General features: G+C 66.1%; 14 protein-coding genes. 8 read left to right on the forward strand and 6 right to left on the reverse strand.

The window, feature by feature from the left end; all coding sequences use genetic code 11:
- Window positions 1-110 precede the first annotated feature (110 nt).
- Window positions 111-2,285: a malate synthase G gene (locus ABE485_RS01405; RefSeq protein WP_346512912.1), complete on the reverse strand. Its 2,175-nt coding sequence runs from the start codon at window positions 2,283-2,285 to the stop codon at window positions 111-113.
- Window positions 2,286-2,519: 234 nt separating this feature from the next.
- On the opposite strand from ABE485_RS01405, the gene glcC reads away from it, so the two are divergent.
- Window positions 2,520-3,284 (forward strand): transcriptional regulator GlcC, encoded by a 765-nt coding sequence (gene glcC / locus ABE485_RS01410; protein WP_346512913.1) that lies wholly within the window; start codon window positions 2,520-2,522, stop codon window positions 3,282-3,284.
- A 22-nt stretch (window positions 3,285-3,306) separates the two neighbouring features.
- On the opposite strand, the gene ABE485_RS01415 is transcribed toward glcC, so the two are convergent.
- The 5 genes from ABE485_RS01415 to ABE485_RS01435 form a co-directional block, all read right to left on the reverse strand.
- Window positions 3,307-4,425, reverse strand: coding sequence for a saccharopine dehydrogenase family protein (locus tag ABE485_RS01415; protein WP_346512915.1), 1,119 nt, complete (start codon window positions 4,423-4,425; stop codon window positions 3,307-3,309).
- 201 nt (window positions 4,426-4,626) lie between these two features.
- A complete protein-coding gene (locus ABE485_RS01420; protein ID WP_346512916.1) occupies window positions 4,627-5,022 on the reverse strand; it encodes a DUF4148 domain-containing protein in 396 nt (131 codons plus the stop codon).
- A 357-nt stretch (window positions 5,023-5,379) separates the two neighbouring features.
- On the reverse strand, window positions 5,380-5,784 hold the full coding sequence (locus ABE485_RS01425; protein ID WP_346512918.1) for a DUF1090 domain-containing protein: 405 nt from the start codon (window positions 5,782-5,784) through the stop codon (window positions 5,380-5,382).
- Between the two features lie 126 nt (window positions 5,785-5,910).
- Window positions 5,911-6,837, reverse strand: coding sequence for a 4-hydroxybenzoate octaprenyltransferase (gene ubiA / locus ABE485_RS01430; RefSeq protein WP_346512919.1), 927 nt, complete (start codon window positions 6,835-6,837; stop codon window positions 5,911-5,913).
- A gap of 215 nt (window positions 6,838-7,052) precedes the next feature.
- The gene (locus tag ABE485_RS01435) at window positions 7,053-8,249 is read right to left on the reverse strand and encodes a PLP-dependent aminotransferase family protein (protein ID WP_346512920.1); all 1,197 of its coding nucleotides are present in this window, start codon (window positions 8,247-8,249) and stop codon (window positions 7,053-7,055) included.
- A gap of 145 nt (window positions 8,250-8,394) precedes the next feature.
- Between ABE485_RS01435 and ABE485_RS01440 the strand changes: the two genes are divergently transcribed.
- The 7 genes from ABE485_RS01440 to ABE485_RS01470 all read left to right on the forward strand — a co-directional run bounded on the left by ABE485_RS01440 (window position 8,395) and on the right by ABE485_RS01470 (window position 16,169).
- Window positions 8,395-8,880, forward strand: coding sequence for a GAF domain-containing protein (locus ABE485_RS01440; protein WP_346512921.1), 486 nt, complete (start codon window positions 8,395-8,397; stop codon window positions 8,878-8,880).
- Window positions 8,881-9,193: 313 nt separating this feature from the next.
- A complete protein-coding gene (dapA, locus tag ABE485_RS01445; protein WP_346512922.1) occupies window positions 9,194-10,108 on the forward strand; it encodes a 4-hydroxy-tetrahydrodipicolinate synthase in 915 nt (304 codons plus the stop codon).
- A gap of 100 nt (window positions 10,109-10,208) precedes the next feature.
- A complete protein-coding gene (locus tag ABE485_RS01450; protein WP_346512923.1) occupies window positions 10,209-10,994 on the forward strand; it encodes a sterol desaturase family protein in 786 nt (261 codons plus the stop codon).
- A complete protein-coding gene (locus tag ABE485_RS01455) occupies window positions 10,994-11,902 on the forward strand; it encodes a fatty acid desaturase (RefSeq protein ID WP_346512924.1) in 909 nt (302 codons plus the stop codon). Before ABE485_RS01450 ends, ABE485_RS01455 begins: the two co-directional genes overlap by 1 nt.
- Window positions 11,903-11,937: 35 nt before the next feature.
- The gene (locus tag ABE485_RS01460; RefSeq protein ID WP_346512926.1) at window positions 11,938-13,869 is read left to right on the forward strand and encodes an iron-containing redox enzyme family protein; all 1,932 of its coding nucleotides are present in this window, start codon (window positions 11,938-11,940) and stop codon (window positions 13,867-13,869) included.
- On the forward strand, window positions 13,866-14,762 hold the full coding sequence (locus tag ABE485_RS01465; RefSeq protein ID WP_346512927.1) for a DUF6999 family protein: 897 nt from the start codon (window positions 13,866-13,868) through the stop codon (window positions 14,760-14,762). The genes ABE485_RS01460 and ABE485_RS01465 overlap by 4 nt, the downstream gene beginning before the upstream one ends.
- Before the next feature lie 123 nt (window positions 14,763-14,885).
- A complete protein-coding gene (locus ABE485_RS01470) occupies window positions 14,886-16,169 on the forward strand; it encodes a putative Na+/H+ antiporter (RefSeq protein WP_346512928.1) in 1,284 nt (427 codons plus the stop codon).
- Window positions 16,170-16,231: the final 62 nt, after the last annotated feature.

Below are 16,231 nucleotides of genomic sequence, written 5' to 3' on the forward strand. Positions count from 1 at the left end.
TTCTTGCGATCGGGCCAAGGCATGGCTTTCATGTGCCGGCGACGCAATGCGCGGGCAAGAAAAAACCGGACGGCGAAACCGTCCGGTTTTGGGGGCGCGAGCAGGCGTGCTCAGGCCTGGGCGGCCTTGAATTCCAACCGGTACTTGTGCAGCAGAGGCTCGGTGTAGCCGTTGGGCTGGGTCAGTCCCTCGAACACCAGCGCGCACGCCGCCTTGAACGCCAGCGACGTGTCGAAGTTGCCCGCCATCGGACGGTAGAGCGAATCGCCTGCGTTCTGTCCGTCGACGACCTTGGCCATGCGCTTGAAGGTTTCGGTGACCTGGTCGCGGTTGGTGATGCCGTGGCGCAGCCAGTTGGCGATGTGCTGGCTGGAGATGCGCAGCGTGGCGCGGTCTTCCATCAGGCCCACATTGTGGATGTCGGGCACCTTGGAGCAGCCCACGCCCTGGTCGATCCAGCGCACCACATAGCCCAGGATGCCCTGCACGTTGTTGTCGAGTTCCTGCTGGATGTCGGCGGCGGACCACTTGGACGGATCGCCGACCGGGACGGTCAAGAGGCCGTTGAGCAGGTCGTCGCGCACGGTGTCCAGTTGGGTGCGCTCGAGTTCCTGCTGGACGGCTTGCACGTCGACCTGATGGTAGTGCAGCGCATGCAGCGTCGCGGCGGTGGGAGAGGGCACCCAGGCGGTATTGGCGCCAGCCTTGGGATGCGCGATCTTCTGTTCCAGCATGGCGGCCATCAGGTCGGGCATGGCCCACATGCCCTTGCCGATCTGGGCGCGGCCGCGCAAGCCCGTGTCCAGCCCGACGAGGACGTTGTTGCGTTCGTACGCCGTGATCCAGGCGGTGGACTTCATGTCGCCCTTGCGCAGCATGGGGCCTGCTTCCATGCCGGAGTGCATTTCGTCGCCGGTGCGGTCCAGGAAACCCGTGTTGATGAAGGCGACGCGCGAGGCGGCCGCTTCAATGCACGCCTTCAGGTTGATGCTGGTGCGGCGCTCCTCGTCCATGATGCCCATTTTCAGGGTGTTGCGCGGCACCTTGATCAGGTCTTCGACGCGGTCGAAGAGTTCGCTGGCGAACGCGGCTTCCGCCGGGCCGTGCATCTTGGGCTTCACGATGTAGACGGAGCCCGTGCGCGAATTCAGCCGGGCGCTGCGGTCCTGCAGCGCGGCCAGGCTGGTGACGACGGCGTCCAGGATGCCTTCGGGGATTTCACGGCCGTCGCGGTCGAGCACGGCGGGGTTGGTCATCAGGTGGCCCACGTTGCGCACGAACATGAGCGAGCGGCCGTGCAGGGTCAGCTGCGAGCCGTCGGGGCGGGTGTAATTGCGGTCGGCGTTGAGCTTGCGCGTGAAGGTCTTGCCGCCTTTGGTGACCTGTTCGGTCAGGTCGCCCTTCATCAGGCCGAGCCAGTTGCGGTAGATGTGGACCTTGTCCTCGGCGTCGACCGCGGCCACAGAGTCTTCGCAGTCCATGATGGTGGTCAGCGCGGCCTCGACCACGACGTCCTTCACGCCCGCGGCGTCGGTGCCGCCGATGGCGCTGGCACGGTCGACCTGGATTTCGAAGTGCAGGCCGTTGTTCTTGAGCAGGATGGCGGTGGGGGCGGAAGCGTCGCCCTGGTAGCCGGCGAACTGCGCAGCCGACTTGAGGCCGGTTGCCCCATTGGCCAGCGCCACGCGCAGCTGGCCGTTTTCGACGCTATAGCCGCGCGCGTCGGCGTGCGAGCCCTGGGCAAGCGGGGCGGCGGTGTCGAGGAAGCTGCGCGCGCGTGCAATGACGGCGGCGCCGCGTTCCGGGTTGTAGCCCTTGCCGGTGTCGCCCGGCGTGGCAGGGATGGCGTCGGTGCCATAGAGGGCGTCGTACAGGCTGCCCCAGCGCGCGTTCGCGGCGTTCAAGGCGTAGCGGGGATTGGACATCGGCACGACCAGCTGCGGGCCGGCCTGCTGCGAGATTTCGGTGTCGACGTTGTCGGTGGTGGCGCGCACGGCGGCGGGCTGCGGCAACAGGTAGCCGATGCCTTCCAGGAATTTGCGGTACGCGGCCGGATCGGCGATGGGGCCGGGATTGGCGCGGTGCCAGGCGTCGAGTTCCGCCTGCAGGCGGTCGCGTTCGGCCAGCAATGCGCGGTTCTTGGGGGCCAGATCATGCACCAGGGCAGCGAAGCCCTGCCAGAAGGCGTCGCCATCCAGCCCGGTGCCGGGCAGCGCTTCCTGTTCGATGAATTGATTGAGATTGGCCGCCACTTGCAGGCCGTGGTGCTGGATGCGTTGAGTCATGCGGGTCTCTGGATGAGTAAGGCTGGCCGGCGCGGCGCCGGGCGAATCTATCCTGACATCATCCTTCGCGCCTGTCCCGATGTCCATATCAAAACCTGCTGGTCATACCAGTTTATTTCCAGGGCCTTGGGCGCCCTTGAAGTTTTTATGTTGTCATATCAGCTACTTACAGAGGCATGGTCGTTTGGTCGGATTCGGTTCCGCACATGGTCATACCACTGGAACGGAGATCGCATGTACGCGGAAACAGAAGAAAAACCACGCCAGGTGGCCGATGAAGTGGCCGAGCGGATCGAGCGCCTGATCCTGGACGGCGTGCTCAAGGCCGGCCAGGCCCTGCCGTCCGAGCGGCGCCTGACCGAGAAGCTGGGCGTGTCGCGCACGGCGCTGCGTGAGGGCCTCAAGCTGCTGCGGGCGCGAGAGATCATTCACACAGCCCAGGGCAAGGGCTCGTTCGTGGCGCATATCTCGAAAGTGGATGCCGGTCCGCTGATGCATCTGTTCAATTCGCAGCCGCGAACGCTGTACGACCTGCTCGAGGTGCGTTCACTGCTGGAGGCCGAGTCGGCCCGGCTGGCGGCCATCCGCGGCACGGAGGCGGACTTCATCATGATCCGGCGCCGCTACGACGAGATGGTGGCAGCTCAGGGCGCCGCCACCGACACCGCGACGCATGCGCATCTGGATCATGCCTTCCATCTGGCCATCTGCGAGGCCTCGCACAATCCCGTGCTGGTGCATACGCTGCAATCGCTGACGGACCTGCTGCTGGGGTCGGTCTTTGCGTGCGTAAACAACCTGTACCACCGCGAACCCGAAAAGCGGCAGATCGACCGGCAGCACACGCGCTTGTTCAACGCGGTCATCGCACGCCAGCCCGAGCAGGCGCGCAAGGCCGCGGCCGATCACGTGGACAGCGTGCGCCAGAGTCTGTCGGACATCGAACAGGAAGAGCAGCGCCTGGTGCGCGCAACGCTGCGCCTGGAAGGCTGGACGTAGCGTTGCGCGGCGGGCCGCCCGCTCAGCGGTCGGCCATCGCGTTGCAGGCCAGCGCCAGCGGCTTGCCCGCGTAGATCCTGCCGAAGCGGTTGCTGAGCAGGGCTTCCAGCCCAATCGCTTCCTGGCCCACAAAGCCCTGCTGCGGCAACATGCCCTGCGCCACCAGATCCAGCGCGGCGCAGATGCCCGCGGCGGTGGACAACTGGATGGCGCTCAGGCGGTGGCCATCGACGTCCGCGCCGAACACCCGGATCGGATAGGACTCTTCTTCCAGGCGTCCGTGCCGGTAACCGGATGCCGAGGCCTGGATCACGATCACGTCCTGCTCGGTGGTGGGAATGGCGGATTCGAAGATGTCCTTGAGCAGGTCGCGGCGGTCGCGCAGGCGCAGGTCATTGAGGAGCAGCTTCATGATGCTGCAATGGCCCGGGTAGCGCACCGACTTGTAGTCCACGTTGCGCGCGCGGCCGAGCAGCGTGGCCGGCAGCGTGCCCAGGCCGCCCGAGGTGTTGAAGGCTTCGTACTCCACGCCGTCGAGGGCAAAGGTTTCGTAGCCTTCCAGCGCGGGCACGTTGGTGAGTTGGCCGTCGACGATCGCCTCGCACGGGTTGCAGTATTCGTTGATCAGTCCTTCTGTGCTCCAGGTCAGGTTGTAGCGCAGGCTGTTGGACGGATAGCGCGGCAGGGCGCCGACGCGCATGCGCAGGTCCAGCAAGGTATCGAAGCGGCGCGCCAGGGCGTTGCCGACGATGCCGATGAATCCGGGCGCCAGCCCGCATTGCGGCATGAGCACGCCGCGGGCGTCCTGCGCCAGCGCCTGGATGGCGTGGGTGCTGGCGACGTCTTCGGTCAGGTCGAAATAGTGGACCCCCGCCTTGGCGCACAGACCGGCCACCGCGATGGCGCGATGGAACGGCAAGGCGTTGACGACCGCATAGGCGCCCTCGATGCAGCGCGCCACGCTGGCGTCGTCGCCGATCTGGCGCGTGTCGCAGCCCAGTCCGGCCAGCACGTCCAGGCGGCCCGCATCCTGATCGGCGACCAGCACGGAATAGTCGCCGCTGCGCTCAAGCATCAGCGCGATGGCGAACCCGATTTTTCCTGCGCCCAGCAGAACGATGGGCTTGGTGGTGGTGGACATGATGCGGCTCCTGCATGGGTGAGAGGGGGAAGTGGCCTCATCCTATGCGGGAGTGCTGTCGATTTGTAGAGATTAAATCGTCGTAACGGCCGTACTTAACGTCGATTCGACATAATTGAAGGTCGAATCGTCAAATAAAAGCCCCCCGGCTTGTGGCCGGAGGGCTGTGCCAGGGCGATCGGGGCCGGTGCGGCCCGCGGATCAGCTGCCCAGGTGGGGGGGGTAGTCCATGTTGCCGAAGGTCACCAGGCCTTCTGCCTTGGCTTGCGCCAGTTGCGACTGGACTTGAGCGCGGGTCAGCGACGTGGCGGTTTCCGAGGCGGCGACGGGCGGGTAGTCCAGATTGCCGAAGGTGACTTCACCGGCGTTCTTGGCCTGGGCCAGTTCGGCTTGCACTTGTTGCGAAGTCAGGCTGGACTTCTGCGCGATGGCGGCGGGGTAGCCTTCTTCGCCGAAGGTGTATTGGCCCGAGGCCTTGGCTTGTTGCAGTTCGGCTTGGACCTGGGCGCGGGTGGGGCCTTGGTCGGCTTCAGCGGCTTGGGCGCCGGCAGCCAGAACGGACATGGACAACATCAATGCGGTAGCAAGGGTTTTCATGGCAGACCTCCGATGTCTTGTGAGCTTGGGATCCGAACCTCTGGCGTGATTGCCGGGTGTTCGCTTGCTGTGTCCCGATGAGATGCATTCTGTGCTCAAACACCCCTGGGATAAACCCTTATTACCTGAAAACATCTTTCCAAAATCAAGGCTAATCCAATGTCATTTCCCACAATGGCATCATGGGTGGTGATATTTCCATTTGATGACGCAATGGCTGACGGCCCGGCGCAGGACGGGTGCGGCGTTGGGGAGTAGAGGGGAGATTGCGAAGCGCGGTCCCGCACGGGGCCGGCGATAGAGGCGGAAATATTGGCCGCGCGGCCCGAGGCAGGCTACCCGGGCTGGCGGCGATGCTCAGCGATTCAGATCGGCGAGCGCGGCGTCGTATTCGGCCTGGGCTTCCTGCAGTTTGCGCTGGGCCTTGTCGATCTTGTCCTGCTTGCCCTTGGCGCGTGCCTCTTTCAGTTCCTGCTGGCGTTCGGCCACTTTGGACTGCTTTTCGCGGACGTCGGCTTCACGCTGCGACTGCAGGCGGCTGTCGGTGCAATTCGCCTTGGCCTCGGCCAGGGCCTTGCGCAGACCGGCCTCGCGGCGGCTGTTGTTCTGCGCCTGGGCGGCGGCGATGTCGTTTTCGATCTGGCAGAACTTGGCGGCGCAGCCGCGCTGCGCGGAGCAGTCGGCAGCGGCCTGCGCCGGCAGCGCGCCCAGCAGGGCGAACGCGGCGGCGGCAACAGTCAGGGATTTGATCAAAGCGGGCATGCGGTGTCTCCGTGGCGTATTGCGGAAACACCATCATCACCTGATCGGGGATAACCCGCAATGCGCGAATTCAATCGTGAAGGCGTCGCGCGGCCGCGCGGCGCGGCGCGGATCACGGGCGACGCGTCAACGGATCAGCGCGCCGGCCAGCGCGGCGGCGACCAGCAGTGCGCCCAACCACAGGTTGGCGCGGAACAGCATGAAATTCCGGTCGGGACGCTGGATGTCGAACACCTTCAATTGCCACGCCAGATGTGCCGCAACGGCCACCATGCCAACCTGGTAAGCCCACGAAAGGCCCATCGCATGGCCGCCCCATGCCCACAGCACGACGGTGCCCAGGTAGAAGCCGCCGATCCAGAGCTTGCCCTGGTCGCCAAACCGCATGGCCGTGGAATGCAGCCCCAGGCTGCGGTCGTCGCGCACATCCACGTACGCATAGATGCTGTCGTAGCCCACCTGCCACAGCACGGCGCCCAGCCACATGGCGACGGCGGCGAGCGGCACGTGGTTCTGCGTATCGGACCAGGCCATGAGCATGCCCCAGTTGAAGCAGATGCCCAGCACGACCTGCGGCCAGTACGTGACGCGCTTGCACAGCGGATAGATGAAGACGAAGGGCAGCACGGCCACCGCCAGCCAGCGGCTCATTTCGTTCAGGAAAAACAGCAGCGATCCGCAGACCAGCAACTGGCCGAGCAGGAACCACACGGCGTTTTTCATTGAAAGCTGGCCGCTGGTCAGGGGGCGGAAGCGGGTGCGCTCGACGTGCTTGTCGAAGTCGCGGTCGCACATGTCGTTGACCGTGCAGCCGATGCCGCGCATCAGCAGGGCGCCCAGCGAGAACACGATCAGGCGTTGCAGGTCGGGCAGGCCTCCCGCGGCCTGGACCAGGGCGGCGATTGCCGGCAGCAGGGTCAGCCAGGTGCCGATGGGGCGGTCCAGGCGGCACAGGCGGGCATAGGGCCGCCACGACTTGGGGAGCCAGCGTTCGACCCAGTCGGTGAAGACGATGTCGCTGAGATCGGCGGGGTGTTGTTGCGAAGCGCTCACTGTCACGGTCAAAAGTGGTCGGGAAAGCCGACAGCATAAAACAACGGCCGGGCATCGCGCCCGGCCGTTGCCTCAAGATGCCGTTGCGGATTCGAGGCACCCGCCCCATATGCCCGCGGTGCAACGCAGGCGAGGCCGCCGCGGAGCCGGCTCCGCCGGTCCGCGTGCGGCGCCCCTTGAGGGGGAAGCGCCGCAGGCGCCGCGGGGGTGGACCCTTACTCGGCCTTCAGCAGCTTGCCGAGGATGGCGATGCCGGTGCGGATCTTGTCTTCAGGCACCGTGGCGAAGCTCAGGCGCAGCGTGTTGCGCTTGCCTTCGCCGCTGTAGAACGGCGCGCCGGGCACGAACGCCACATTCTGCGCGATGGCCTTTTCCAGCAGCTTGGTGCTGTCGATGTGGTCGGGCAGGGTCAGCCAGATGAACATGCCGCCTTCCGGCTTCGTCCAGGTGACGGTGGCCGGGAATTCCTTCTGGATGGCGTCCAGCATGCACTTGCCCTGGGCGCGGTAGATCTCGCGCACGTTCGGCAGATGCTCGGACAGGAAGCCGTCCTTGACGATCTCGTACACGGCCATCTGGGTCAGCGTGGGCGTGTGCAGGTCGGTGGCCTGCTTGGCTTGCACCAGTTTGTTGATGAGCGCGCGTCCGCCGGCGATATAGCCCAGGCGCAGGCCGGGAGCCAGCACCTTGGAGAACGTGCCCAGGCGCACGACGTTCGCGCCGTATTCCTTGGCCAGCGCGATCAGGCCCGGCTGCGGTTCGCCTGCGTAGCGCAGTTCGCCGTAGGGATCGTCTTCGATGATGGTCAGGTTCAGTTCCGCGGCGCGCTTGACCAGCGCGATGCGGCGTTCCAGGTTGAGCGTGCGGCCCGTGGGGTTCTGGAAGTTGGGCAGGGCATACAGGAAGCGCGCGCCGTCGGCCAGTTCAGGGGTGATGGCTTCGGGGATCAGGCCGCCCTCATCGGTGGGCACCGGCACGAACTTGGGCTGGTACAGGCTGAACGATTGCAGCGCGCCCAGGTAGCTCGGGTCTTCGACGAGCACCTTGCTGTCCTTGTCGATCAGCACCTTGCCCAGCAGGTCCAGCGCCTGCTGCGAACCCGACACGATCAGGACCTGGTCGGGGGCGATGTCGGCGCCGGCCGCGTTCAGGTCGTCGGCAACCCATTGGCGCAGCGGGGCGTAGCCTTCGGTGGGACCGTACTGCAGGGCCGCGCGGCCGTTGGTGGCCAATACCTTATCGAATGCCGCACGCACCACTTCTACCGGGAAGCCGCCGGGCGCAGGCAGGCCGCCCGCGAACGAAATGACTTCGGGGCGCTCGGTGACCTTGAGGATCTCGCGGATGGCGGAGCTGGTGAGTTGCTGGGCGCGTTCCGAGAAGGAAAACGCAGGTTCGAAAGGCTTGTCCATGGAGTGCTTCTTGATCAAGAAGGGTGGGAGGGGTGAGGCGTTTGTCAACAAAGTATTGTCCCACACGGTAACAGCCCGGCCCCTTTAACGGCCGGAACCCCTAAAATCACCTGCATCGATAACCGCCTGTACAGTTACATTTCCCATGTTCGAAGCCGCTCCCATCGTCGCCGATTCCAAGGCCGCCCTCTATGCAGAACTGGCCGTCCAGGCGCGTGCGCTGCTGCAAGGCGAGCCCGACCGCATCGCCAATGCCGCCAACCTGAGCGCGCTGGCCTACCAGGCGCTGCCCGACCTGAACTGGGCGGGGTTCTACTTCTTCGACGGCACTGAGCTCGTGCTGGGCCCGTTCCAGGGCAAGCCGGCGTGCGTGCGCATCCCGCTGAACCGCGGCGTGTGCGGCGCGGCCGCCAGCCAGCGCCAGACGCAGCTGGTTCCGGACGTGCACGCGTTTCCGGGCCATATCGCCTGCGATGCCGCCTCGCGTTCCGAAATCGTCGTGCCGCTGGTGCATCAAGGCGCACTGATCGGCGTATGGGATGTCGACAGCCCCGTGCCCGACCGCTTCGACGAAGACGACCGCAAGGGCATGGAAGCCCTGTGCGCCGTGTTCCTGGGCACGTTGGGCTGATAGCCGGCCCGCCGTTGACACTGACGCGCCCGCCCGGTAGATTGCTGCATCCGCCGCTCATCGCGTCCAACTCATTCATGATTCATCAGGCCCACCAGACTGCTTCCCGCATCCGCGCCCTTGGCGTGGTGCTGGCTGCCGCCGGCCTGAAATCCAAAAAACAGCCGCTCATCTGACCGGAGCATGCTGTTCCGTCAGATGGGCGACGGAACAGCGGCCTCCTGGCGGCGCTTTGGCGCCCCTGCGCGCACCCTCTGATATCCCGAGCACTTCTGTACGGTCCCACCACGGTCCATACCGAAGGAGTGTTCACATGCAATCACATCAATCTCTGTTCCAGGGCGTCTGGATACCGCTGGTCACGCCGTTTTCCGGCGGCGCCGTGGATGGCGGGGCCCTGCGGCGCCTCGTGCGCCACTACGTCGCGGCGGGCGTGGACGGCCTGGTCGTCTGCGGCAGCACCGGCGAGGCGGCCGCGCTGGACGATGCGGAGCAGCTTGCCGTGCTGGATGCCGTGCTGGCCGAGGCGGGCGGGCTGCCCGTCGTCATGGGCCTGGCGGGCAATCATCAGGGGCATGTGATGCAGCGTCTGTCGGCGTTCGGCACCCGGCCGCTGGCGGGCATCCTGGCGCCCGCGCCGTACTACGTGCGCGCCGGACAGGAGGGCGCGTCCGCCTGGTTCCGCTGCCTGGCCGATGCCTCGCGCTTTCCCCTGGTGCTGTACGACATTCCCTACCGGACAGGCGCCACCCTCGATACGTCGACCCTGCTGGCGCTGTCGGCGCATCCGAACATCGCCGCCATCAAGGACTGCGGCGGGTCCCTGGAAAAGACGGTGGCGCTGATCGCCGATGGGCGGCTGAACGTGCTGGCAGGCGAGGATCTGCAATCGCTGTCGGTGCTGTGCCTGGGCGGTACCGGCATGATCGCCGCCGCCGCGCACCTGCGTCCGGATCTCTTCGTGGCGATGCACCGCGCGGTGCGGGAGCAGCGGCTGGACGAGGCAAGAATGCTGTTCCATGCGCTGGCGCCCATGATCCAGCTGGTCTTCGGGGAGCCCAATCCGGGGCCGCTGAAGGCGCAGCTTGCGCGCCAGGGCCTGCTGTCGGACGAGCTGCGGCTGCCCATGCTGTCCGCCGGCGCGACGCTCGCGGCGCGCCTGGCCGCAGCCGTGGCGGATCTCGATCGCCGGTTTCCCGCATCGCAGGCAACCCTGCGCGCAGCTTGAGGGCTTTGTGGCTTCCGGATTCAATTGGTAATAATTGACCTACCGGGAAGCTGACGGATTGCTTATCATGCCGCCATTCTTCGGGTGAAACAAAACCTTCATGGGCCAAGCTTTCGAAGCCTTGTCCGCCTGGCAGGTCATGTTGGCGGGGCTGCTGTTCTTCGGCGGCATCTACCTGATCTTTGGCGCGGCAACGTGGCTGCTGACCCGGCACGTCCTGCCGGCCCTGGGCATGGGCCGGCCCCTGGATCCACGGCCGTTGGCGCCGGGCCAGCTGCGGCGCGAGTTCGCGCAGTCGGGCCTGTCGATCCTGCTGTTCGGCACCGGCATGATTTTTCCGTGGGGCCTGCTGCAGCTGGGATGGGCGCGCCTCGCTCCGGATGCGGGCTGGCAGCAGATCACCCTCGAAATCCTGGCGCTGGTGGCCTGGAACGACGTGCATTTCTGGATCAACCACCGCCTGCTGCACACCCGGCTGCTGCGCCGTTTCCACTTGCCGCATCACCGCTCGGTCGTCACGACGCCGTTCTCCACGTACAGCTTCCATCCCATCGAAGCGTTGATGCTGGGCAATGTGATCCTGCTGCCGATGGTGCTGCATGACTTCAGCTTCTGGTCGCTGGCGTCGGTGCCGATATTCAGCCTGTTCTTCAACTGCATCGGACACGCCAACTACGACTTCTTTCCCAAGGTGTCGTATGCGCATTGGTTTGCCGCCAGCCGGCGGCATCATCTGCACCATGCCTGCTACAACGGCAACTACGGTTTCCAGTTCACCTTCATGGACCGGCTGTTCCGCACCCGGCTGGGCGCGGAAGCCGCCGAGCGCCAGCTGGATGCGTTCCGGCAGCGCGAGGCCGGCGCCGGCATGCGGGGCTCTGCCTAGTGTCGACGGGTTCCGGCCTTGGGCGCGCATGGCCCGCGCTGCGCAACCGGCGCGACTGGCAGAGCCTTGCCTATCTTGCCGCGCTGCCCGCGCTGGCCGCCTGGCAATGGTTCAACGGCTTCTGGTGGCCGCTCTATGCGCTGATGCTGTTCCTCACGCTGGGCATCGGCGTCATCCACCATAACCACACGCACATCCGGATGTGGCGGGGGCGCCGGGCCAACCGCATCACCGATTTCTGGATCACGCTGCTGCAGGGCCATCCGACCTTCGTGTTCTACCCGGCGCACGTGGCCAATCACCACCGCTACAAGCACGGGGCGCGCGACGTCGCGCGCACCTACCGCTTCGGCGGCGATACGAATCATCTGTGGGGCTACGTCATTCATCCGGTCCAGGCCGCCTGGGTGCTGTATCCGCTGTTCTTCGCATGGCTGGGCCGGCTGCGTCGGCACTGGCCGGGCGCGTGGCGCTACTGCCTGGCGCAGTACGGCGCGTGGCTGGGCCTGTGGGCCGGGCTGCTTGCGGTGAACCCGGCCAAGGCGCTGGTGTTCGTCATCGTGCCGCAGCTGCACGGCCTGCATTGGCTGCTGGCCACGAACTATCTGCAGCACGCGCATGCGGACGGCGGCCCGCGGCACCTGGCGGGCTTGAACTACGCGCGCAATTTCGAGGGTCTGGTCAATCCCCTGCTGTTCAACATCGGCCTGCACACCGCGCATCACGAGCATCCGCGCGCGCACTGGTCCGAGCTGGCCCGGCTGCATCGTGGCCAATACCGCGGCCGCGTGCGCCCCGAACTGAATGAACGCGGCCTGACGCCCTACATGTTCCGCGTCTTCGTCCTGGGCGCTTTCGTCCCGCGATTCCGCAGCCGTCCCTGCATGGCGCCCGAGCACGTACGTTAGCGCCGCATTTCCACCCAATCACCCAGAGATCCGCCATGCCTATCGCGTTTCATCGTGTCTACCTGGAGAGCGCCGGCTATTTCATGCCGGGCGAGCCCGTGTCCAACGAAGCCATGGACAGCTACATCGCGCCGCTGAACCGCATGTCCAGCCGGATCAAAAGCCGCATCCTGGCCGAGAACGGCATCAAGCAGCGCTACTACGCGATCGATTCCGAAGGCGGCACCGTATTTTCGAACGCGCAACTGGCGGCCAACGCCATCCGCGACTGCCTGCGGCGCCATGACAGCGATCTGTCCGGTGTTTCGCTGCTGGCCAGCGGATCGTCCGGCGGCGATGCGCTGATGCCGGGGTTCTCGAACATGATCCAGGGCGAGCTGGCCGGCCAGCCCATGGAGACCCTGTCGGTGCACGGCATCTGCGCAGCCGGCGTATCGGCCATCCAGGCGGCCGCGCAAGGCGTGGAACTGGGCGGACACGCCAGCGCGCTCGCGGTGGCCAGCGAACTGCCGTCGCGCCTGTTCAAGCGGTCGCGCTTCGCGGCGCGCGGCTATGACGCCGATTTCGATGCGCACTTCCTGCGCTGGATGCTGTCGGACGGCGCTGGCGCGGTGCTGCTGGGCAATAGCGGCCGGCCGTTGCCCGGCGCCTCGCAAGGTGTGCGGCTGCGGCTGAAGTGGGTGCATCAGCGTTCGTTCTCGGGCGATTACCCCGTGTGCATGCAGCTGGGACTGTCGGCCGACCGCGGCAAGGGGCACCTGGACTATCCGTCATGGACGGAGGCAGAGGCCGACGGCGCGCTGTCGCTGCGGCAGGACATCCGCCTGCTTCCGCACCTGTTCGACATCGGCATCCACGAATACGCCAAGCTGGTGCGCGATGGCTGGGTGGATCCGGACCAGGTCGACCACTTCCTGTGCCACTACTCGTCCGAGAAGTTCATCCCGGTGGTGGAAGACCTGATGGAAAAAGCCGGACTGGTGATCCCGCGCGAACGCTGGTTCAGCAACCTGGCATGGCGCGGCAATACCGGCGCGGCATCCATCCTGATCATGCTGGCGGAGTTCCTGGAAACGCGCGAGGTCAAGCCCGGCGAGCAGATCTTCTGCTACATCCCCGAATCGGGACGCTTCATGGCGGCCTACATGCTGCTGGAGGCCGAGGCGGTCCACGCCGGCCCGGTGGCGGCCGGCGCACCCGCCGTGCCGGCCGCGGCTGCGCGCGAAGACGCCTTGAGCGGCGACGCCGAGGCGATCGCGCCGCCGCACGACCCCGACATGGCCCCGCAGGGCCTGGGGCAACTGCTGACCGAGCTGGCGGCGATCTGGCACGACTACCGCTCGCGCGTGTGGCGCACCCCCGTGGTGAAGCGCCTGCGCAACCGCCAGTTCCAGACCGCCGACTACCTGAACTGGATGGAGAACTGGATTCCGCAGGTGCGCGAGGGCAGCAAATGGATGCGTGAGGGCGCGGCATCGCTGTCGGAGCAGTATGCGCCGCTGGCGGCCCTGATCGACATGCATGCGGGCGAGGAACAGAACGACTTCCAGATCCTCTTCCAGGATTACCGCAGCGCGGGCGGCACGGTGGGCGATATCGACGCCCTGCGCCGCAATCCCGGCGGCGAGGCGTTGAATGCCTACCTGCACGGCCTGGCCGCGACGCGCGATCCGATCGGGCTCCTGGGTGCGATCTACATCATCGAGGGCACCGGGCAGCGCATCGTCCCTGCGCTGCTGCCCTTGCTCAAGGCCAGCCTGAAGCTGCCGCCCGACGCCTTCCGCTTCCTGGAATATCACGGCCACAACGACGAGCACCACCTGGCGCGGTGGCTGTCCGCGGTGGAGCTGGCGCTGGATTGCGATGAAGACGGTCGCGCCGAGCAGCGCATCGTGGACACGGCGCGCCGCACGGCCGCGCTGTACCTGATGCAGTTCCATCACGTGATGGAGGCGGACGCGGCATGAACCCGGAACCCGACTTCCTCGCCAAGGGCCACGATCCCGCCGATCCCAGCCCCTGGCTGGCCCTTTACCTGGACCGCAGCACCCCTTTGCCGGACAAGGTGAAGAAGGCCTGGCTGACGGATTCCAGCTGCGCATCGCGGCAGTATCTGCTGCCGTTCCTGCGCCCGCTGGCGCGCGCCTTCATCATCCTGATCCAGGTCGTGAAGACCTTCCTGCCGCGCCGCTGGTCGCATTCCCGGCTGCTGCACCGCATCCTGGCCTGGGGCTTGAAGCGGTTCGTGTCGCCCGAGGCCAACTGGCTCATCCTGCGCCATTTCCATTTGGGGGCGCAGGCGCTGGCCTTCATCGCGGCCAACTCGCCGGTAAGCATCACCACAACGCCGCTCGAGCCGATGGAGATCGATGACCTGAAGGACGAACTCTTCGTCAAGCACGACCTGAACCTGTTCAACTTCGTCATCCGCCTGAACCAGGCGCTGCGCGAGGCGGGCGTGGAAATGCATGCGCCGCAGACGGTGGATTTCTCCATGCTGCGGGACCCGCCGATCAATCTGGAAGACATGCCGCACGGCAAGCTGAACTTCCTGGACCTGCAAAGCGCCATCGAACTCTTCACGCCGTTGTACCAGCTGATGCTGACCGACAACGACTTCTGGCGCGCGGCCAATTCGCTGCAGCTGGACGAGACCATCGGCATCTACGCGGCCAAGCTGCTGGGCGCGCCGCAACACCTGATCCTGGTCAACAACAACCATCCGCTGGTGCCGATGTCCACCTTGCGCGCCGGCTACCGGCTGGTGCTGCACGGGCTTTCCACGGAGATGCTGCACAGCCTGTTGATGGAGATGAAGGCGGCCCAGCAGGGCGCGGAGCCGCCGGCGCCGATCGCATAGAAAGGGCGGGAGGATCAGTGTTGACCCGGCGTTACAGGGCCAGCCCGCTGGGCTATATTGCGACGCTTGCCCGGCTTACGCTGGCCGGGCGCCGTCTGAACCCTGCTTCCGGAAGTCTCTCTCATGCCTCAGACCATTGAAGTCATTGCCACTCTGCTGTTCGGCGTGGCGGTCCTTCATACCTTCTCGGTTCCCTTTTTTGCGCGACTTGCGCATCGGGGCGGGCCGCACGCGGGCATCTGGCATCTGTTCGCGGAGGTCGAGGCCGTCTTCGGCGTCTGGGCCTTCGCGCTGATCGTGGCGATGGCGGCGCTGTCCGGGCCGTCCACCGCCATCGAATACATGGATACGCGCAATTTCACGGAGCCGCTGTTTGTCTTCGTGATCATGGTGGTGGCGGCGAGCCGGCCGATCCTTGAACTGGTGGGCCTGCTGGTGCGCGTCGTGGCGCGGGTGCTGCCCTTGCCGCGCGAACTGTCCACCTTTTTCGTGGTGATGGCGTTGGTGCCGCTGGGCGGCTCGTTCATCACGGAGCCGGCCGCCATGACGCTGGCCGCCATCCTGCTGCGAGACGCCTATTTCCGTACCAGCGGCCGGGCGGGATTCAAGTACCTGACCCTGGGCGTGCTGTTCGTGAACGTATCGATCGGCGGGGTGCTGACGTCCTACGCCGCGCCGCCCGTGCTGATGGTGGCGACCACATTCGGCTGGGATTCCACTTTCATGGTGCAGCATTTTGGCTGGCGAGCCGCGGTGGCCGTCTGCCTGAACGCGGGCCTGTTGACCTTCATCTGCCGTAAGGCGCTGCTGGAGCGTTCCGTGGGGACCGGGGGCGGCGTGGACGCGCCGGACGGAACGGGCAAGCGTCCTCCTGTGCCGGCGGTCGTGATCGCGGTGCATCTGGTTTTCCTGATCGCCGTCGTGCTCACCGCGCATCACCCCGCCATTTTCCTGGGCCTTCTGATGATGTTCATCGGGTTTTCCGAGGCCTACAAGCGTCACCAGGACCGCCTGATGATCAAGGAGGGCCTGATGGTGGGCTTCTTCCTGGCCGGCCTGGTGGTGCTGGGTGGATTGCAGAAATGGTGGTTGCAGGACCTGCTGGGCGGACTGGAGCCGTTCGTCCTGTTCTGGGGCGCCACCGCGCTCACGGCCATCACCGACAATGCCGCGCTCACCTATCTGGGCTCCCTGGTGGAAGGCACCAGCGAGGCCTGGCGCTACATGCTGGTGGCCGGCGCGGTCACGGGGGGCGGCTTGACGGTGATCGCCAACGCGCCGAACCCGGCCGGTTTCGCCATCCTGAAGAATCACTTTCCCGACGGCAGCATTTCGTCCGGACGCCTGTTCCTGTCAGCCCTGGCGCCGACGCTGGTGGCGGCCGTGATGTTCCTGCTTCCCGTCTAGGGGAGCGGCCCGCCGGCCCGAGTGCATCGTCCCTCGGGCGGCGCTTCGGGCCCGCCGGCGGG

This window comes from Achromobacter spanius (assembly GCF_039673305.1).
GTDB classification, from domain to species: Bacteria; Pseudomonadota; Gammaproteobacteria; order Burkholderiales; family Burkholderiaceae_B; genus Achromobacter; species Achromobacter spanius_F.